We start from the raw sequence: 19,744 nt of genomic DNA, 5'->3' as shown, positions 1-19,744 counted from the left end.
GGCTATGGCCGCAACCCCTGCAGACGCGACTGCCCTCACCGACGACGCGCTCGAATTCCTCACCGAGCGGCATCTCGCCACACTGACGACGCTTCGACCGGACGGGACGCCGCACGTCGTTGCCGTCGGCTTCACGTACGACTCCGATGCTCGAATTGCGCGGGTCATCACCAACGACGTGTCACAGAAGGCCATCAACGCCGGCCGCGGTGCCTACGCCGCCGTCACTCAGATCGACGGTGCCCGCTGGCTGACCATGGAGGGACCGGCTTCGGTCCGCAGCGATCGAGATTCCGTCGTCGACGCCGAGAACCGTTACGCCCAGCGCTACCGCGTTCCGCGGGAGAATCCCACCCGGGTGGTCATCGAGATCCAGGTGCGACGGGTACTGGGGAGTCGTTCGCTGCTCAGCCGCTGACGCGCAGTCGGCTCCCGCGTCAGGCGAGGTCCGCCGGCCACGGTAGGACGGTCAAGTCGGGCCATTCCGTCGTCCAGCGGGCGGCTTTGGCCTCGTACACATGCTGCATCGGCACGCGCGGATTGGGTCGCACGATTCCCGCGAACAGATCCTCGAAACCGTGTGGCGCGTAGACGACATCTCCCCCGTCGGCATCGGTGGTGATTCCGAAACAGCACGTGGTGGATACAAAATGGTCGATCGCGTCCTCGGTGCTGTGGAACGGTGCGATCCGACTACCGAAGTGTTGCTCGTACCACAGATGTACCCGTGCTTCGTTGCGCACTTCGACGTCCACCCCGAGGTCGGCGAACAGTGAGGCCGCCGTCTCGATCACCTCGTTCTCGGCGTCGTAGGACAGATCGGAGTCGTCGAAGTAGAAGAAGTCGTAGTCACGAATGCCCGCCTGTGGATCCCGATCGGCCAGGTGGTTCCAGACAGTCTGGAAGAGGCCACCCGCCGTCAGGTACCACCCGGGAAGCCCGAGTTGCGGGGCACGTCGAAGTATTTCGGCCACAGCAGGATTGGCCTTTATGACCGACACGAACTCGGCCTCGCACACAGTCGTCACACCGGGAGGACGGCCAGACCGTGGGGCCGAAGATTGACCGATTCACACCCGTCCGCAGTGACGACGACGATGTCTTCGATACGGGCACCCCACTGTCCACGGAAGTAGATTCCCGGCTCGATGCTGAACGCCATCCCCTCGGTCAGGGTGATGTCGTTACCTGCCACGATGTACGGCTCCTCGTGCACCGACAGTCCGATTCCATGACCGGTTCGGTGAAGAAACGCATCGACCAGCCCGGCGTCCACCAGGACGTCGCGGGCAGCCGCATCGATGGACTGTGCCGTGACCCCCGGCACCACCGCGTCGACAGCTGCTTGCTGCGCCCGCTCCAGCACCGCGTAGAGGCCCGCGATCTCCGCCGTCGGCTCGCCGAGACTGTAGGTGCGGGTCGAGTCGGAGTTGTATCCCGGTGCAACGGGACCGCCGATGTCGATCACGACGATGTCGCCTGCCTCCACGACACGATCGGACACCTCGTGGTGCGGATCGGCACCGTGGGGGCCGGACCCGACGATGATGAATTCGGGTGCAGTGTGCCCCTCTTCGACGATGGCCGTGGCAATGTCTGCAGCGATCTGCGCTTCGGTGCGGCCCACGCGAAGCCATTCCCCCATGCGGGCGTGCACTCGATCGATGGCGTACCCGGCTCGCCGTAACGCGTCGATCTCGGCCTCGTCCTTGACCATCCGAAGTTCGCGGAGCACATCCGTGGCCAGCACCGGCACAGTTCCGAACACCTCGGCCAGCGGCACGAAGTGCAGTGCGGGCATCGCGTCGGCGACGGCAGTCTTCGTTCCGGCCGGAACCGCAGCAGCCACCAGCGCGTACGGATCGACGCCGTCCACCCAGTCGACGAGGTTCAGCGAGAGATCCGCAGCCGCGGAATCGCCCAGCGCGGCCAGCTCGAGCCGCGGTACGACAATACTGGGAGTGCTGCCGTCGGCCGGCACGACCAGGGCGATGAGACGCTCGAACGAACTGGCCTTCGAGCCGATCAGATACTGCAGATCCGGGCCCGGTGTGATCAGCAGCGCATCCAATCCCGCATCGGATGTCAGACGCGCAGCTCGCGCGAGCCGCGACGCGTAGACGTCACTGGAGAAACGTGAGGAACTGACCGAAGAATCGACACTCATGCCTCCAGGCTAATGCCGTACGGCAAGATGAGCCCCATGACCGCCCCCGGAAAGTCGCCGTTGCTGCTCCTCGACGCTGCGAGCCTGTGGTTCAGGGCCTACTACGCACTGCCCGAGTCGATTACGGCCCCCGACGGACGACCCGTCAACGCCGTCCGTGGTTTTCTCGACATGATCTCGGCGCTGATTGCACGCACCGAACCCAGTCGGCTGGCCGTGTGCCTCGATCTGGACTGGCGGCCGCAGTTCCGAGTCGATCTCGTGCCGTCCTACAAGGCGCACCGTGTCGCCGAGGCTGCCCCGGAGGTCGCCGAGAGTGAAGAGGTTCCGGAGACGTTGACTCCTCAGGTGGACATGATCATGGACGTTCTCGCCGCGCTGGGTATTGCGACCGCAGGCGCGGAGGGGCTGGAGGCAGACGACGTGCTGGGCACCTTGGCTGCGCGCGAGCGACAGGACCCGGTGGTCGTGGTCAGCGGGGACAGAGATCTGTTGCAGGTCGCGGCGGACGAACCGAACCAGGTTCGGGTGTTGTACGTGGGGCGAGGGTTGGCCAAGGCCGAATTGTTCGACCCCGCATTGGTTTCCGAACGCTACGGAGTTCCTCTGCACCGCGCAGGCGCGGCCTACGCCGAGCTCGCACTGCTCAGAGGCGACGCCTCGGACGGCCTGCCAGGAGTGAAGGGCATCGGGGAGAAGACGGCCTCCACCCTGATGCTCCAGTACGAGTCGGTCGCTGCATTGCGTGACGCGGCACTCGATCCGTCGTCGGACATGGCCAAGGGAATCCGGGCGAAGCTGGCCAACGCGAGCGACTACCTCGATGCGGCCCTTTCCGTCGTACGGGTGGTCACCGACGCAGACGTCGTCTTGTCGAAGTCGGACGAGATCCCGGCCGAGCCCGCCGACGTCGACGCTTTGAACCAACTTGCCGAGACCCTCGGAGTGGAAAACGCCGTGGCCCGCCTCGTCGCTGCGATGGCGGCCACGGCGTCGCCGCGGAACTGACCGAGTAACAGAGGCAGCTACTTGGGTAGCGAGACCTCGTAATTGGCGTCGTCGTCCAGGAAAGTCAACGTCACCTTCTTGAAGGCTCCGTCTACCGTCAGGGTGCAATCGACACTGGTGCCGGCCTTGACCTCGATGTTCTGGGGGCACGACACCCCGGAGACATCGGACGCTCCGTAGGACTCGGTGACGACCTTACGGACGCCCTCTTGGGCGGCCGCAGTATCGAGCGTGGTCGAGCGGCCGAATGCCAAGAACGAGACCAGAGCGATCACCGCGACGACCGCAATGACAACGCCCACGATGATCAATGGTTTCTTCGACTGCGATCCGGCCGGCCGGGGGCCCTGCTGACCGGGTACTTGCTGATTCGGATACTGCTGATTTGGGTTCCACGGCTGCTGCCCGTACTGGCCGGGACCGTACTGACCACCACCGAATTGCTGTGGGGCATAGGGATTCTGATAAGCCGAATCACCCGACGGCGGTGTGCCCGTCCCGGGATAGGGCGCGCCGTACTGCTGGCCGGCCGGGTACTGCGCGGTGGGATTCTGACCCGCCGAGGCCGGTGGATTCTGGCCTTCGGGAAACTGCCCCTGTGGGTATTGCCCCTGTGGGTACTGGCCCTGGGGATAACCGCCCTGTGGGTACTGGCCCTGCGGGTACTGACCCTGGGGGTAGCCCGCTTGCGGATACTGGCCCTGCGGATACCCGGTCGGTGGGTACTGGCCCTGTGGGTACTGACCGCTCGGCTGCGGTGAATTCTGCCCGTACGCGCCTGGCGTGGACTCTCCGTACGGAGTGGTCGGCGCTGCGGGCGGCTGCCCGTACTGGCCCCATGCGGATGGTGTCGGGGTCTGCGAATCCGGTGCAGGAGTGGAGCCTGCGGAATGACCAGGAGATCCAGGAGTGGAGCCTGCGGAATGACCAGGAGATTCGGGAGTATCTTTCGCGGCACCGTCCTGCTGGTCGGGTGTGCGCGACCAACTGTTGTCGGGGTCGGTCGGACCGTATGGGCCGCTCATCTCGCCTCCACTGAAATTTCGGATTCGTCGGGGGTACAGTAGCCCGACTGTACGACGTCCCGCTGTACCGACCCGGCAGTCCGATTCGCTCCGAGTGCGTCGGGTTCATCTCTACCGGGCCACTCCATCACACCGCTCCTGTCACGCGGCGTCGACGGCGACCACGCCGCGGCGCAGGGCTGCGACGGCGCGCGCCGCCGTTCGCGACAGTTCCGGCTCCGGGGCCGCGAGCCGAACCTGATCGAGCAGATCTATCACCTGTCGGCACCACCGCACGAAGTCTCCACCCGAGAGAGCTTTGCCGTTGTCCCCGGCCGTGACGAGGGCGTCGACCAACGAGTGATCGGATGCCCACTTGTAGATGGCCTTCACGAAACCCATGTCGGGCTCTCTCGTCGGCGGGAGCTTGTGACGAACTTCGTCCGAACGGAGCTCGTGCCACACCCGGACCGTCTCGGTGAGTGCATGTCGAATGGGACCCGTCGGACCGTGCGGGGTGATGTCTCCCTCCGACCTCGACTCGTAGACGACGGCCGAGACGACCGCTGCCAACTCGGCAGGTGACAGGCCCTGCCACAGGCCACCGCGGAGGCATTCCGCCACGAGCAGGTCGGACTCCGAGTAGATCCGGCTCAACCTGGCACCGTCGTCGGTCACCTTGGGATCCTTACCCGGCGTCACGTACCCGCGGTCGGCGAGTAGAGCCAGGATGCGGTCGAAGGTGCGAGCCAGAGAGTTCGTCGTCGCCGATACTTTCTGACGCATCGTTTCGGTCTCGCGGGCAAGCCGGTTGTAGCGCTCACCGGTACGGCCGAGTTCGTCACGATCGGGTCGTGCGTGCACCGGATGCGATCGAATGGCTCGGCGAAGGGTGGCCAGCTCCTTGTCGTCCGCTGCTGTCGACTTTCGTCGGATGCGGTCCGACGGCTGCGATATTCCGCGCGTGACCAGTGCTGCCGCGAGATCGCGCCGGGTCCTCGCGGTGCGATGGTCGACGAATCGCGGTAGCCGCATCGTTCCCAGTGACGTTGCCGGCGAGGGGAAGTCCGCTGCGGAGAGTCGACCCGCCCACTTGTCCTCGGTCAGCACCAGCGGACGCGGATCGGCCCGGTCGTCGTCCGGTTCCAACACGACGGCAAGGCCGCTGCGGCGACCGGTCGGCACCGAGATCACATCGCCGCGGCGCAGGGCGCGCAGCGAATCGACAGCCTTGTCTCGTCGATCGGAGCGGCTCTGGCGTTCGAGGGTCTTCTCGCGATCTTTGAGTCGTTCGCGCAGCCGCGCATACTCGAAGTATTCGCCGTCGGGTCCGCCGAGGCGTGCACCGAGCGCGTCCAGCGTCTGCATGTTCTTTTCGATACCCCGGACCATGCCGACGACGGAGCGGTCGGCCTGGAACTGGGCGAAGGATCGCTCGAGCAGCAGACGCGAATCGGCTGCACCGAATTGCTCGATCAGGTTGATCGACATGTTGTACGCCGGCGCGAACGAACTGCGCAGCGGAAAAGTACGGGTCGACGCGAGCCCGGCGACTTCGGTCGGCTCGGTGCCCGGCTGCCACAGCACGACGGCATGGCCTTCCACGTCGATACCGCGGCGCCCGGCTCGACCGGTCAACTGGGTGTACTCCCCCGGGGTCAGCTCGGCATGCGTTTCACCGTTGAACTTCACGAGTTTTTCCAGCACCACCGTTCGGGCCGGCATGTTGATGCCGAGCGCCAGCGTCTCGGTGGCGAACACCGCTCTGACCAGGCCCTTGACGAACAATTCCTCCACGGTGTGCCGAAAGACCGGCAACATACCGGCGTGATGGGCGGCGAAGCCACGCTCGAGTGCATCGCGCCACTCCCAGAAGCCCAGAACCTCCAGGTCTTCCCGCGGAAGTTCCGAGGTGTGCTTCTCGACGATGTACCGAATTTCTTCGGCCTGCTCGGGCGTCGTCAACACCAGACGCGAGCGCATGCATTGGGTGAGTGCACCGTCGCAGCCGGCGCGACTGAAGATGAACGTGATCGCGGGGAGCAAACCCTCTTCGTCGAGTTTGGCGATCACATCGGGTCGGGCCAGCGGCCGGTTGTTGGCCCCGCTGCTCTGACCGCCACCGCGACCTCCTCCGCCCCCTCGACCGCCTCGGCCTCGGCTGTGCGGCGCGTGCCAGCGGTCCATCGAGTCGAGAGACTGGCGCTGCTTGACGTGCCGAACGAGTTCGCGGTCGACCACGACCTTCTGGCTGCCGTCGGGTGACTGCGCCCTGGTGTCGAACAAGTCGAACAACCGGCGCCCCACCATGATGTGCTGTGAGAGAGGTACCGGTCGGTTCTCGTCCACCACGACGGTGGTGTCACCGCGAACCGTGCTCATCCACGCGCCGAACTCCTCGGCGTTGCTGACCGTGGCCGACAGACTCACCAGGCGGACGTCGTCGGACAGGTGCAGGATGACCTCTTCCCACACTGCCCCCCGGAAGCGATCGGCCAGGTAGTGCACCTCGTCCATCACGACATGAGAGAGTCCGCGAAGCGCGTCCGACGATGCGTAGAGCATGTTTCGCAGAACCTCCGTCGTCATGATGACGATGGGGGCATCGGGGTTGATCGACGAATCTCCGGTGAGCAGGCCCACCGTGTCGCGGCCGTACCGTGCAGTCAGCTCAGCGAACTTCTGATTGCTGAGCGCTTTGATCGGTGTGGTGTAGAAGCACTTTCGCCCGGCTGCGAGGGCCAGGTGGACGGCGAACTCGCCGATCACAGTCTTGCCTGCACCGGTAGGGGCACAGACCAGAACGCCGTGTCCGTTCTCCAACGCGGTACACGCATCGACCTGGAATCGGTCGAGCGGGAAACCCAGTTCAGCCGAGAAGCGTTGCAGCTCGGTGGGCTTCGGACTCGGATGGACGTCCGTCGTCGTCTCCGTCATGCGCTGGTCCCCGCGCATCGGCCGAGGTCAGATGGTGTCGTCGTACTGTGACTGGGTTCGGGTTGCAGCACCGAATCCGCTGGGCGGCGGTGTCGGAGCGACAGCGTGTGGGGACTCGATCGTACTTGCGCCTTCGATACGTGTTGCTTCGTCATCTGACACATCACCCCATTCGTCTCTTCTCTTGCGCAACTTACGCTTGTCGTGAATTCGCGCAATCTGCACTGCCATCTCGAAGAGGACCGTCAACGCCAACGCCAGCGCCAACATCGAGAACGGGTCCTGCCCCGGTGTCGCGATGGCGGCGAAGACGAACAGACCGAAGATCAGACCGCGACGCCACGCCTTGAGGCGTTCGTAGGTCAGCACGCCGACGAAATTCAGAGCAACCACGAGCAGCGGAATCTCGAAGCTGACACCGAAGATGATGAGGAGGTTGATCAAGAATCCGAAGTACTGATCGCCACTCAGTGCAGTGATCTGTACGTTGTCGCCGATCGACAGCAAGAAGTGCAGTCCCTTGGCCACCACGAAATACGCCAGGATGGCACCGGTGACGAACAGAGCAGCCGCGCCGGTGACGAAGGAGACGGCGTATCGCCGTTCGTTGGCATACAGGCCAGGCGTGATGAAGGCCCAGATCTGATAGAGCCAGATGGGGCAGGCAAGCACGACCCCGGCGGTGAACGCGACCTTGAATCGCAGCAGGAACTGATCGAACGGTCCGGTCGCGAGCAGTCGACATTGGTCGTCGTTGCTCAAGTTCGCGCGGAGGTTCGGATCGAGTGTGCAGTACGGACCTCGTAGAAGGTCACCGAGACTTTCGACGCCGAATATCGTGTGCGAGTACCAGAAGAACCCGAATGCCGTGGTGACGGCGACGGCGACGAGCGACCACAGGAGCCGGGTCCGCAGCTCGTACAGATGATCGACCAACGACATCGTGCCGTCGGGATTGACTCGGCGCTTGCTACGCCGCGGATCGAACGGAATGCGCATGGTGTTGTACGGTCAGCCTTCTTCGGTCGGCCGACGGCGCCGGGCCGTCACCGACAGCAGTGAACCTTCGGTGCCCACGTGGCACCGAAGGTGTGCTGAGCGGTCTGCGCTCAGGCAGACTTCGCGTCGTGCTGTGCGTCGACGTTCGTCGGGGCAACGGGCGCAGGCGGCGGCAGCTGAGCAGGCGCGGCCGGCTGCTGTGCCGTCGTGGTGTCGGTGTCGGATTTGCCGTCGTTCTGCATCTCCTTCACCTCGCTCTTGAAGATGCGCAACGAGCGGCCGAGTCCACGAGCAGCGTCGGGCAGCTTCTTGGAACCGAACAGAATGATGACGACCACCGCAACGATCGCCCAGTGCCAGGGACTGGTGAATCCCATGTGAACCTCCTGAGATCAGATGAATCGAGCGTACCCGACTACGGGTGACACCTTCAGCAGCGGCGAGCAGCGGTTTGCCCTGCGTTCATGTCGTGACGATGCCGTCTGCGCTGGTCGAGTCCAGCTCGGAGTACACGTCCAGCGCAGAACGTGCGCGTTCGCGGACGGAGTTCACCAAGGATTCAGGTGAAAGTACCGTGACGCCGCCGCCGAACCCGAGTGTCAGACGGGTCATCCACTGCAGAGTTGCAAATCGCATCGTCACCTCGATCGATCCGTCGGAATCGGCCGCGACCTGTGTCATCGGGTAGTAGTCCAGAATCCAGGTGTAGGTGGGCGACACCTTCAGTCGCGCCTGCGACAGCGAGGGATCGTCGTTGAAGATCTCGAAGGCGTCCTCGTCCTGAACCGACTCCGGCGGTGCAGCGGGCTCGTTCCGTTCGACAGCCGAGTCGATGCGGTCGAATCGGAAGAGCCGAACGCCCTCGGCTCCTCGGCACCACGCCTGCAGATAGCTGTTGTCGTCGACCACGACCGTCCTGATCGGGTCGACGGTTCGTTCGGTGACGACGTCTCGCGACGCAGAATAATAGGTCAGGTCGAGTGCGTGCCGGTGTCGCAAAGCAGACCGGACAGTGCTCGAGACCGCCCCCTCCTCGGTGCCGACGCTGTCGTGGTCGGACGAGAGTGGCACGTTGGCCGCCGCCGAGCCCGCCGCAGTTTCTATCTTCGCGATCGCTCGCTGCGCGGCGGACGGATCGACCATGCCGGGCATCGACGTCAGCGATCGGAGCGCGACCAACAGGGCCGTGGCCTCGGTCGACGTCAGGCGCAGTGGACGATCGATCCCCGCGGAGAACGTCACGTCGATGCTCTCCTCGGAGAACGAGAGATCGATGAGGTCACCCGGGCCGTAGCCGGGTAGACCGCACATCCAGAGTTGGTTGAGATCGGCCATCAGCGTTGCCGTCGACACACCCAATTCGCGAGAGGCCTCCTCGGCGCTCAACCCAGGATTGGCCATGAAGAACGGCACCATGTTGAGGAGCCGGGCCAAGCGGACCGACAAGCGCGCGCTCATCGCTCGTTCTCCACGCCGGCTGCCGTCTGCAGAGTCGAGATCACATCGGCTCGCAACTCCGCGGGCTCGAGCACTACCGCATCGGCCCCGTGGCCCGCGATCAACCGCGAGATCCAATCCCAGGACCGCACGGGAACCTCTACGACCGTGCCGCTCCGGGTGCCCAGACTCTGTGCGCCCACGATCGTTCCCATCCGGCGTAGCTCCAGTGCCCTGCCATCGTGCAACCAGACTCGTGCTGTGCCCGACACGGAGGACGTCCCTGCTACGCGACGGACGATGTCCTGCAGGTCGATACCGTCGGGTTTGCGGACACTCTGCGGCGAGCCGAACGATCTGACCTCGTCACCGATGCGGGAGAGGCGGAAGGTTCGGGTGTCGTCTCGGTCCACGTCGTGTCCCACCAAATACCAGCGGCCGCGGAACGTCACGACACCCCACGGCTGGACGGTTCTGGTGGTGAACGGATCCGTCAACGACGGTCGGTGCTCGAACCGAACCGATTTGCCTTCGTCGATGGCGGCCAGCAGCGCACCCAGTGCAGGTTCGGAGCCCCTGGTCCGTGCGGGAACCGCGGTCACCGCCGCCGCGGACTCGTTCTGGTCGACCTGAATACCCGCGGCGCGAAGTTTGAGGAGCGCGCTCTGAGCCGCCGACGTGAGCTCGGGCGATTCCCAGAGTTTGACGGCGACAGCGACGGCGGCCGACTCCTCGCTGGTGAGGTCGATGTCGGGCAGCTCGTACGCGTCGCGATTGATGCGGTAGCCCTCGACGCCGCCGAACCTGGTTGCGGCTCCGGTTTCCAAGGGCACGCCGAGGTCACGGAGTTCGTTCTTGTCCCGCTCGAACATTCGACTGAAAGCTTCGTGGCTGGACGAGTCGTCGTATCCGGCCACGCTGTCACGGATCCACTCCGCGGTGAGGAACTGACGCGTCGACAGCAGGCAGATGACAAGATTCATCAGGCGTTCGACTTTGGTGGTGGCCACGACTGTCGAGCCTAGTTGCTCTGCTGGTGCAGGAGCGGTAGCGACCCGAGCTGCCGTATATCCACCGGGCCTACATCGACGCGATCAGTCTCTCCACTCGCTCGTCGACCGAACGGAACGGGTCCTTGCACAACACGGTTCGCTGCGCTTGATCGTTCAGCTTGAGGTGCACCCAATCGACGGTGAAGTCGCGACCCGCCTCCTGTGCGGCGGTGATGAACTCACCTCGCAGTTTGGCGCGGGTGGTTTGCGGAGGCAGGTCGACGGCTTCGTCGATCTGCTCGTCCTCGGTGACGCGCTTGGCCAAGCCCTTGCGCTGTAGCAGGTCGAACACTCCGCGCCCGCGTTTGATGTCGTGGTAGGCCAGGTCCAGTTGAGCGATCTTGGGATCGGAGAGCTCCATCGAGTACCGATCCTGGTAACGCTGGAAGAGCTTGCGCTTGATGACCCAGTCGATCTCGGTGTCCACCTTCGCGAAGTCCTGTGTCTCGATGGCATCGAGAGTACGACCCCAGAGGTCGACCACCTGCTCCACCTGAGTGTTCGGCTCCCGCGTCTTCAGGTGTTCGACGGCCCGGGCGTAGTACTCCCGTTGGATATCGAGGGCGCTGGCCTGCCGTCCCCCCGCAAGCCTCACCGGGCGCCGTCCGGTGAGATCGTGGCTGACCTCGCGGATGGCGCGAATCGGATTGTCCAACGCGAAGTCTCGGAAAGAGACTCCTGCCTCGATCATCTCGAGGACGAGGGCCGCCGTTCCGACCTTGAGCATCGTCGAGGTCTCGGCCATATTCGAATCGCCCACGATCACGTGCAGCCTGCGGTACTTCTCGGCGTCGGCGTGGGGCTCGTCGCGAGTGTTGATGATCGGCCGCGACCGAGTAGTGGCAGAGGAGACGCCTTCCCAGATGTGCTCGGCACGCTGTGACAGGCAGAACGTAGCCGCTTTCGGCGTCTGGAGCACCTTGCCTGCGCCGCAGATCAATTGACGTGTGACCAGAAAGGGAAGCAGAACGTCCGAAATCCGAGAGAACTCCCCCGCTCGCTGCACCAGGAAGTTTTCGTGGCAGCCGTACGAGTTGCCGGCGGAGTCGGTGTTGTTCTTGAACAGGTAGATATCGCCGCCGATGCCTTCCTCGGCCAGGCGCTGCTCGGCGTCGATCAGCAGATCCTCGAGAACACGCTCGCCCGCCCGGTCGTGGGTGACCAACTGCAGCAGGCTGTCGCACTCGGCCGTCGCGTACTCGGGGTGCGAGCCGACATCGAGGTACAGGCGGGCACCGTTGCGAAGGAACACATTCGAGCTTCGCCCCCACGAGACCACCCGGCGGAACAGGTAGCGAGCCACTTCGTCCGGACTGAGGCGTCGATGTCCGTGGAAAGTACATGTGACACCGAACTCTGTCTCGATGCCCATAATTCGTCGCTGCACACTTCGACACTACAACGCAACCTGCGATTCGATGTGTCGGAGCGCCCCGATGTCGTCCGTCCGTGAAGATGCTGCCGCGCGTGCCTAGGCTGGGTGTCATGACACCCACGCGTACCTCTGTTTCGACGGCCGTTCATGCGTGGGACCTTTCGCTGGTGGCGCGAAGTGCAGCGCTACGGTCCAGTCGAGCGGATGCGGGTCTGCGCGCGCTGAGTACTGCGGCCGATCACGGCCGTCTGTGGCTCGGCGTTGCTGCCGTGCTCGTTGCCGCGGGCGGTCCTGCACGCCGAGGGGGTGTTCGTGGACTCGTGGCGCTCGCGGGCGCGAGTGCCAGCGCCAACGGTCTGCTCAAGCCGTTGTTCCCGCGGTCTCGCCCGGAGGCCGAACTGGTCCCGGTCCTTCGTCAGGTGTTGGCACCGCCGGTGTCCTCGTCTTTCCCCTCCGGACATTCGGCCTCGGCGGCGGCTTTCGTGACGGCCGTTGCCATCGAATCTCCGCTGGCAGGAATTGTTCTGGCACCCGTTGCGGCCGCTGTCTGCTACTCGCGTGTCCACGTCGGTGTGCACTGGCCCACCGACGTCATCGCAGGTGCCGCCCTCGGCTCGGCCATCGCGCTGTCCACCCGCCGGTGGTGGGCTGTGCGTTCGGAAAAGCCCGCCGATCTGGGCTCACAGGTCGATGTCCCGCCACTCGAGGGGGGACGGGGGCTGCTCGTGCTCGTCAACCCAGGGTCGGGTGATGGCTCCGAGTCGGTGCCCGAGGCGATCCGTCGCGCACTTCCCGAGGCAGATCTGTTCGTTCCGGATCCGGAACTCGATTTCAACGAGCAACTCGAACAACGAATTCGGGACACGTCACCGCGCGCACTCGGTGTCTGCGGCGGCGACGGAACCGTGGTCAGCGTCGCCGCGTCGGCAGCGCGCAGCGGCTTACCTCTCGCCGCGTTCCCTGGTGGCACTCTCAATCACTTCGCCCGTGACACCGGTCTGACCGCCGTCGAAGACACCGCAGCAGCCATCGAGGCGGGCACGGCCGAACTGGTCGATATTGCCCAGGTGGCCATCGACGGCCGCAGCGTGTCGTTCGTCAACACGGCTACCTTCGGCGGATATCCCGACTCGGTGCGGTTACGTCAGAAGCTCCAGAGCCGAATCGGCAAATGGCCTGCGGCAGCCGTAGCAATGACGAGGGTACTGGCCGCCGCGGAGCCGCTGAACATCGAACTCGACGGCACCGGGCATTCGGTGTGGATGCTCTTCGTCGGCAACGGCAACTACGTGCCGACCGACCAGGTTCCCATGTCGCGCAGCAGCATTCACACCGGCACCCTGGACGTTCGCTTCCTTCCCTCCGAACCCAAGGCGTCGCGAACCAGATTGCTGTGGGCGACGGTGACGGGCACCCTGGGCTCCTCACCGGCCTATGTTCGTCGAGCAGTGAAGCAGCTGACGGTGGAGGTGGAAGGCGCTCCCGTTGCACTCGCCGCCGACGGCGAAGTGGTGGGCGACGGAACGTGGTTCGAGTTCACCAGCGACAAGAACGGCCTCGCGCTCTACCGGAAGCGGTAGGGCACGAGGCCGTCCGGGTGCGATCGGCGAACCAGCTACGAGGGACCCACCTCGGGCACACCGTCTACGGTGTCGGTGGTGGCCTGTACGGCTGATGCCGAGGCCGGCAACATGTCCTCCAACGCGGCTCCGGCGATGCGTCGGAACGCGCGCCGAGGCCGACCCTGGTCCAGTACAGCCACCTCGAGCGCGGATACCTCGAGAACCTTCTTCTCGGGCTCACCACCTGCAGCGGGCGGTACCGCGGGTCCCGCGGTGAGTGCGTCCACCGCCACGCGCACCGCTTCGGCCAGATCGAGGCCGGGACGGTAGGTGTCCTTCAACGCTGCCACGATGGGCTCGGTCGTTCCGCCCATGACGACGAAATCCTGTTCGTCGACGATGGACCCGTCGTAGGTGATGCGGTAGAGCTGCGTTGCGATCGGCTCGTCCTGATGCGAGACCTCCGCGACACAGATTTCCACCTCGTAGGGCTTGAGCTGCTCCGTGAAAATCGTGCCGAGCGCCTGCGCGTAAGTCTTGGCGAGCGACCTGCCGGTCACATCGCGGCGGTCGTAGGTGTACCCCTTGATGTCGGCATGCTGGATACCGGCTTTCCGGAGATTCTCGAACTCGTTGTACTTCCCCACGGCCGCGAAACCGATCCGGTCGTACAGTTCGCTCACCTTGTGCAGTGCCGTCGAGCGATTCTCGGCCACGAACAGCACGCCGTCCGCGTAAGTCAGTGCGATGACGCTTCGGCCACGGCCGATTCCCTTGCGCGCCAACTCCGAACGATCGCGCATGATCTGTTCGGCCGATGCGTAGTACGGCATTGTCATGGTGCGCTACCCCCTTCGCTCACTTGCTGACCGGACCGGGTGTGATGCTCGGCACCGCCGGTATGCGCGGCGCTCTCGGTCCTCTCGGCGAGAACCGAACGCGCTGCTGCCGACACGCGGTCGTGTGCAACGTCGTCCGCTCCGACGCTCGTGATTGCCACTGCCGTCGGATAGATCCCTCGGGTGACGTCCGGTCCGCCGGTGGCGGAGTCGTCGTCGGCGGCGTCGTACAGCGATTCGACCGCTGCGCGAAGCGCTTCGTCCTCGGTCATTCCGGGGCGATAGAGCTTCTTGAGTGCCGACTTGGCGAACAGGGATCCCGACCCCACCGCGTGATAGCCCGAGCGCTCCTCGTAGCGCCCGCCGACCACGTCGTAGGACACGATGCGCCCGGCACTGTCCGGGTCCGAGATGTCGATGTCGAACCCGACCAGCAACGGGACGGCTGCCAATCCTTGCATTGCGGCACCGAGGTTGCTGCGCACCATCGACGACAGCTTGTTGGCCTTGCCGTTGAAGGTGAGTGGAACCCCTTCGATCTTCTCGTAGTGCTCCAGTTCGACCGCGAAGAGCCGTACGAGCTCGATCGCGATCCCTGCGGTTCCGGCAATGCCCGCAGCGGAGTACTCGTCGGTGACGTAGACCTTCTGCATGTCACGGTTGGCGATCAGATTGCCCTGAGTCGCGCGCCGATCACCGGCGATCAGGACCCCACCCGCGTAGGTGAGGGCGACGATCGTCGTCCCGTGCGGAGCGATGCCGGACTTGTCGGAGGTGCCGTTGGCAGCGTGGGACGCCAGGTCTGCGGCCAGTCCGCTCTCGGGCAACAGATGGGGGGCGTGCTGACGGAGGTAGTCGGAGAACGACGAACTGCTCGATCCGAGCGGGATCGTCATGCCGTCACCGGCCGACCGTGGGTCCGAACGATCCACCGTCACTGGCCGCCCTTCTGCACATAGGCACGAACGAAGTCCTCGGCGTTCTCCTCGAGGACGTCGTCGATCTCGTCCAAGAGGTCGTCGGTCTCCTCGGCCAGCTTCTCGCGCCGTTCCTGCCCACCGGCTCCGGTGTCGCCTGGGACCTCATCGTCGTCGCCGCCGCCAGAGCGTCGTGTCTGCTCCTGTGCCATAGTCGCCGACCTCCTCCGTGTATCGAGAGAACACATCTACTGCACGTTCATCGATTCATTCGAGATGCACCGTTGTGGATGTGCAAGTGCAACCGAACGTTCCGCCGAAAGTGCACGGACCTTTACCCTACCGACAGACCGGCCGCGCGGGTCGTCGAGACACCATCGAATAGTCGGACTGTTTCGCCGGGTTCTCAGTTGGTGAGCTGATCGACGAGTTCGGCGGCACTGTCGACGGACTCGAGCAGCGCACCGACGTGCGATTTGGTACCGCGCAGCGGTTCGAGTGTCGGGATGCGTACCAGTGAGTCGCCACCGAGGTCGAAGATGACGGAATCCCAGCTCGCCGCGGCGATATCGGCGCCGAATTTGCGGAGGCACTCGCCGCGGAAGTAGGCCCTGGTGTCTTCCGGCGGTGTGCCCACCGCGTCGAGTACCTGCTGCTCGGTGACGAGTCGATCCATCGACCCACGAGCAACCAGCCGGTTGTACAGGCCTTTGTCGAGCCGCACATCGGAGTACTGCAGGTCCACCAGATGAAGGCGCGGTGCCGACCAGCCCAGGCCCTCGCGCTGGCGGAAACCCTCCAGCAGGCGCAGCTTCGCGGGCCAGTCCAGCAGGTGGGCGCATTCCATCGGATCGCGTTCGAGGAGGTCGAGCACCATTGCCCACTTGTCGAGCACGTCCAGGGCCCGTGCGTCGTCGCTCCCCTCGGCGGCCACGAATTTCGCGGCCCGCTGGTGGTAGATGCGCTGGAGCGCAAGCCCGGTCAGCTCGCGCCCGTCCGCGAGAGCCACTGCCTTGCGCAGAGTCGGATCGTGGCTGATCTGGTGGACGGCGGTCACCGGTCGAGCGAGCTGGAGATCGGAAAGGTCCACTCCGGCTTCGATGAGGTCGAGTACCAGCGCGGTGGTGCCCACCTTGAGGTAGGTCGACATCTCCGCAAGGTTTGCGTCGCCGATGATGCAGTGCAGTCGCCGGTACTTGTCGGCGTCCGCGTGCGGTTCGTCTCTGGTGTTGATGATTCCGCGCTTGAGTGTGGTCTCGAGGCCGACCTCCACCTCGATGTAGTCGGCTCGCTGAGAGAGCTGGAACCCGGCCTCGTCGCCGGACTGGCCGATTCCGACGCGCCCCGATCCCGTGATGACCTGCCGCGAAGCGAAGAACGGCGACAGACCGGCGATGACGGCCGAGAACGGCGTCTCGCGCGACATCAAGTAGTTCTCGTGAGTGCCGTACGACGCGCCCTTGCCGTCGACGTTGTTCTTGTACAGCTGCAGCCGCGGGGCTCCTGGCACGCTGGAGGCGTGGCGAGCGGCGGCCTCCATGACGCGCTCCCCGGCCTTGTCCCAGATCACCGCGTCCAACGGATCCCGTACTTCCGGGGCCGAGTACTCGGGGTGAGCGTGGTCGACGTACAGACGGGCACCGTTGGTGAGAATCATGTTGGCCGCGCCGATCTCGTCGGCATCGATGACCGGTGCCGGGCCGCTGAAGCGCCCGAGGTCGAAGCCACGGGCGTCACGGAGCGGCGACTCGACTTCGTAATCCCATCGCGTGCGCTTGGCCCGCGGTACCCCTGCAGCGGCCGCGTAGGCCAACACTGCCTGGGTGGACGTCAGGATCGGATTGGCGGTGGGTTCGGTGGGTGAAGAAATGCCGTACTCGACCTCGATACCGATGATGCGCTGCATGAGTCGAGCCTAGACGGCACGCAGACACAGAACGGGGCGCGCCCTGTGCGGACGCGCCCCGATACTGCTCTGTGCAGGATCTACAGGTACTGGCCGGTGTTGGCCTCGGTGTCGATTGCCCGGCTCGCGCTGGCATTCTTACCGGTGACCAGCGTGCGGATGTAGACGATCCGCTCGCCCTTCTTGCCGGAGATTCGAGCCCAGTCGTCGGGGTTCGTCGTGTTCGGCAGATCCTCGTTCTCGGCGAACTCGTCGACGATGGAATCGAAGAGGTGCTGAATCCTCAAACCGGCATTGCCGGTTTCGAGAACCGACTTGATGGCGTACTTCTTCGCGCGGTCCACGATGTTCTGAATCATGGCACCGGAGTTGAAGTCCTTGAAGTACAGAACTTCCTTGTCGCCGTTGGCATATGTCACCTCGAGGAAGCGGTTGTCGTCGCTCTCGGCGTACATGCGCTCGACGACCCGGTCGATCATCCCGCGGATGCAGGCCGCGCGGTCGCCACCGAACTCGGCGACATCGTCGGCATTGACCGGCAGCGAGTCGGTCAGGTACTTGGAGAAGATGTCCTGTGCCGATTCGGCGTCGGGACGCTCGATCTTGATCTTCACGTCCAGACGACCGGGCCGCAGGATCGCGGGGTCGATCATGTCCTCGCGGTTGGAGGCACCGATCACGATGACGTTCTCGAGCCCCTCCACGCCGTCGATCTCGGCGAGCAGCTGAGGAACGACTGTTGTCTCGACGTCGGACGAGACGCCCGAACCACGGGTACGGAAGATCGAGTCCATCTCGTCGAAGAACACGATGACCGGGGTGCCCTCCGACGCCTTCTCCCGCGCGCGCTGGAAGATCATGCGGATGTGACGCTCGGTCTCGCCGACGAACTTGTTGAGCAGTTCGGGACCCTTGATGTTGAGGAAGAACGACTTCGCTTCCTTGGCGTCCTGCCCGCGGGCCTCGGCGATCTTCTTGGCCAACGAGTTGGCAACCGCCTTGGCGATCAACGTCTTTCCGCAGCCGGGAGGGCCGTAGAGCAGCACACCCTTGGGTGGACGCAGGGAGTACTCCCGGAACAGATCCTTGTGCAGGAACGGGAGTTCGACGGCGTCGCGAATCTGCTCGATCTGTCGACCGAGACCACCGATGTCCTCGTATCCCACGTCCGGCACCTCTTCGAGGACCAGGTCCTCCACCTCGGCCTTGGGGACACGCTCGAAGGCGTAGCCGGCCTTGGTGTCGACGAGCAGGGAATCGCCGGGACGGAGTTTGCGGGACGGTTCGTCCGGGTCGACGGGGCCGTCGTCGTTGACCATGTCGATCAGCGGCTTCGCCAGCCACACGACGCGCTCCTCGTCGGCATGACCGACGACGAGGGCCCTCGATCCGTCGCCCAGAAGCTCACGCAGAGTGCTGATCTCACCGACCTGGTCGAAGGTGCAGGCTTCGACGATGGTCAATGCCTCGTTCAGCCGCACCGTCTGGCCCGGCGCAAGCGAGTCGGCTTCGATGTTGGGCGAGCACGTGAGGCGCATCTTTCGGCCGGACGTGAACACATCGACCGTTCCGTCGTCGAACACGCTCAGCAGAACGCCGTAACCGCTCGGCGGTTGGCCGAGTCGATCGACTTCCTCGCGGAGCGCGATGAGCTGTTGTCTGGCCTCTTTCAGGGTGTCCATCAGCTTGGTGTTGCGCAGCGAGAGCGAATCGACACGGCCTTCGAGCTCGCGTACCTGTTCGGGGGACTCCCCCAGTTGACGGCGCAGTGAAGCGGCTTCGGCTCGCACGGCGTCCAGTTCGGCTCTGGCCGCGGCCACATCCGGATTGTCTGTTGAGCTCATGAGCGACTCCTCCCAGTGACGATCTATCAACGCTACCGGCACCGGCCCGAATGTGCGGACCGACACCACGATCGGGCGTGCCTGCAGCATGCCTCGACGGAACCCCGACCCCGGCCGGGGTCATGTTAGCCTCACCTGACCGAACAGTGGACGGACTACGGGAACAGGGGCTCCACCAGTGAAGATGCGCATACTTTCGGCAAGCGTCGCACTCACGGCGGCGGTGATGTCGGTGGCCGGGTGCAGCACCGCAGATGAATCCGATCACGCCGATCACAATTCGACGTCGGCCGCAGATTCTGTCGGCACGACAACCGACGAGCCTGCTGTTGCTGCACCTACCGCCGATGAACTCGAAGCCTCGCTGCTGCAGCTGGTAGCACCGGACGTCGACGCGGCAACCAAAGCCGCCGCGGTCGAGAACGGTCAGGCGCGTCTGACGAACCTCGACACCATGACCGCCGCGCTGGCGAACTACGGCACGATCACGTTCGAGGTTGCCGAGCCGACCGTCGAGGGCGAGACGTCCACGGCCGACGTGGCGATCGCCACCCCGCGAGGGACGGCAGCGCCCTCACCGCAGACCTGGGTCCTGATCGACGGCAAGTGGAAGCTCTCCGACGCCAGCACCTGCCAGATTCTCGCGATGGGGCAAGCGCCCTGCGCGTGAAGTCCGGGCCCGACAGTCGAGCGACAC

At 64.7% G+C, this 19,744-nt stretch carries 18 protein-coding genes; 4 read left to right on the top strand and 14 right to left on the bottom strand.

Going from position 1 to position 19,744, the window contains the following annotated elements; all coding sequences use genetic code 11:
* Nucleotides 1-4: 4 nt before the first annotated feature.
* A complete protein-coding gene (locus ACQR3T_RS07555) occupies nt 5-418 on the top strand; it encodes a TIGR03618 family F420-dependent PPOX class oxidoreductase (protein WP_428692893.1) in 414 nt (137 codons plus the stop codon).
* A gap of 19 nt (nt 419-437) precedes the next feature.
* Here the strand turns inward: ACQR3T_RS07555 and ACQR3T_RS07550 are convergent, their stop codons facing one another.
* Nucleotides 438-1,001, bottom strand: a complete 564-nt coding sequence (locus ACQR3T_RS07550; protein WP_230594582.1) for a nucleotidyltransferase family protein — start codon at nt 999-1,001, stop codon at nt 438-440.
* A 23-nt stretch (nt 1,002-1,024) separates the two neighbouring features.
* Nucleotides 1,025-2,167, bottom strand: coding sequence for a M24 family metallopeptidase (locus tag ACQR3T_RS07545; RefSeq protein ID WP_428692892.1), 1,143 nt, complete (start codon nt 2,165-2,167; stop codon nt 1,025-1,027).
* Nucleotides 2,168-2,194: 27 nt separating this feature from the next.
* Between ACQR3T_RS07545 and ACQR3T_RS07540 the strand changes: the two genes are divergently transcribed.
* A complete protein-coding gene (locus tag ACQR3T_RS07540) occupies nt 2,195-3,175 on the top strand; it encodes a 5'-3' exonuclease (protein WP_428692891.1) in 981 nt (326 codons plus the stop codon).
* A 17-nt stretch (nt 3,176-3,192) separates the two neighbouring features.
* On the opposite strand, the gene ACQR3T_RS07535 is transcribed toward ACQR3T_RS07540, so the two are convergent.
* The 7 genes from ACQR3T_RS07535 to pafA form a co-directional block, all read right to left on the bottom strand.
* Nucleotides 3,193-4,200 (bottom strand): DUF4333 domain-containing protein, encoded by a 1,008-nt coding sequence (locus ACQR3T_RS07535; protein WP_428692890.1) that lies wholly within the window; start codon nt 4,198-4,200, stop codon nt 3,193-3,195.
* A 141-nt stretch (nt 4,201-4,341) separates the two neighbouring features.
* Nucleotides 4,342-7,116, bottom strand: coding sequence for a DEAD/DEAH box helicase (locus ACQR3T_RS07530; RefSeq protein WP_428692889.1), 2,775 nt, complete (start codon nt 7,114-7,116; stop codon nt 4,342-4,344).
* Between the two features lie 27 nt (nt 7,117-7,143).
* On the bottom strand, nt 7,144-8,115 hold the full coding sequence (gene tatC, locus ACQR3T_RS07525; protein ID WP_032377889.1) for a twin-arginine translocase subunit TatC: 972 nt from the start codon (nt 8,113-8,115) through the stop codon (nt 7,144-7,146).
* Between the two features lie 110 nt (nt 8,116-8,225).
* Nucleotides 8,226-8,492 (bottom strand): Sec-independent protein translocase subunit TatA, encoded by a 267-nt coding sequence (gene tatA, locus ACQR3T_RS07520; protein WP_032377888.1) that lies wholly within the window; start codon nt 8,490-8,492, stop codon nt 8,226-8,228.
* A gap of 85 nt (nt 8,493-8,577) precedes the next feature.
* The gene (locus ACQR3T_RS07515; protein ID WP_428692888.1) at nt 8,578-9,573 is read right to left on the bottom strand and encodes a helix-turn-helix transcriptional regulator; all 996 of its coding nucleotides are present in this window, start codon (nt 9,571-9,573) and stop codon (nt 8,578-8,580) included.
* On the bottom strand, nt 9,570-10,562 hold the full coding sequence (locus ACQR3T_RS07510) for a helix-turn-helix transcriptional regulator (protein WP_428692887.1): 993 nt from the start codon (nt 10,560-10,562) through the stop codon (nt 9,570-9,572). The genes ACQR3T_RS07515 and ACQR3T_RS07510 overlap by 4 nt, the downstream gene beginning before the upstream one ends.
* A 70-nt stretch (nt 10,563-10,632) precedes the next feature.
* On the bottom strand, nt 10,633-11,991 hold the full coding sequence (pafA, locus tag ACQR3T_RS07505; RefSeq protein WP_170944814.1) for a Pup--protein ligase: 1,359 nt from the start codon (nt 11,989-11,991) through the stop codon (nt 10,633-10,635).
* Nucleotides 11,992-12,089: 98 nt separating this feature from the next.
* On the opposite strand from pafA, the gene ACQR3T_RS07500 reads away from it, so the two are divergent.
* A complete protein-coding gene (locus ACQR3T_RS07500) occupies nt 12,090-13,559 on the top strand; it encodes a bifunctional phosphatase PAP2/diacylglycerol kinase family protein (RefSeq protein WP_032378496.1) in 1,470 nt (489 codons plus the stop codon).
* A 35-nt stretch (nt 13,560-13,594) separates the two neighbouring features.
* On the opposite strand, the gene prcA is transcribed toward ACQR3T_RS07500, so the two are convergent.
* The 5 genes from prcA to arc all read right to left on the bottom strand — a co-directional run bounded on the left by prcA (nt 13,595) and on the right by arc (nt 19,047).
* Nucleotides 13,595-14,380 (bottom strand): proteasome subunit alpha, encoded by a 786-nt coding sequence (prcA, locus tag ACQR3T_RS07495; protein WP_032377884.1) that lies wholly within the window; start codon nt 14,378-14,380, stop codon nt 13,595-13,597.
* Entirely contained in the window at nt 14,377-15,318 is a 942-nt protein-coding gene (gene prcB, locus ACQR3T_RS07490) for a proteasome subunit beta (protein ID WP_428692886.1), read from the bottom strand. The genes prcA and prcB overlap by 4 nt, the downstream gene beginning before the upstream one ends.
* On the bottom strand, nt 15,315-15,509 hold the full coding sequence (locus ACQR3T_RS07485; RefSeq protein WP_008716348.1) for a ubiquitin-like protein Pup: 195 nt from the start codon (nt 15,507-15,509) through the stop codon (nt 15,315-15,317). The genes prcB and ACQR3T_RS07485 overlap by 4 nt, the downstream gene beginning before the upstream one ends.
* Before the next feature lie 194 nt (nt 15,510-15,703).
* On the bottom strand, nt 15,704-17,203 hold the full coding sequence (gene dop / locus ACQR3T_RS07480; RefSeq protein WP_032377882.1) for a depupylase/deamidase Dop: 1,500 nt from the start codon (nt 17,201-17,203) through the stop codon (nt 15,704-15,706).
* A gap of 80 nt (nt 17,204-17,283) precedes the next feature.
* A complete protein-coding gene (arc, locus tag ACQR3T_RS07475) occupies nt 17,284-19,047 on the bottom strand; it encodes a proteasome ATPase (RefSeq protein WP_032378495.1) in 1,764 nt (587 codons plus the stop codon).
* 184 nt (nt 19,048-19,231) lie between these two features.
* On the opposite strand from arc, the gene ACQR3T_RS07470 reads away from it, so the two are divergent.
* Complete coding sequence (locus tag ACQR3T_RS07470) at nt 19,232-19,717, top strand: hypothetical protein (protein WP_428692885.1); 486 nt, start codon at nt 19,232-19,234, stop codon at nt 19,715-19,717.
* The last annotated feature ends 27 nt before the right edge of the window (nt 19,718-19,744 follow it).

It is taken from the genome of Rhodococcus sp. IEGM1428, assembly GCF_050321865.1.
Classification (GTDB): Bacteria; Actinomycetota; Actinomycetes; order Mycobacteriales; family Mycobacteriaceae; genus Rhodococcoides.
This window is presented reverse-complemented; position numbering and strand designations above follow the sequence as displayed.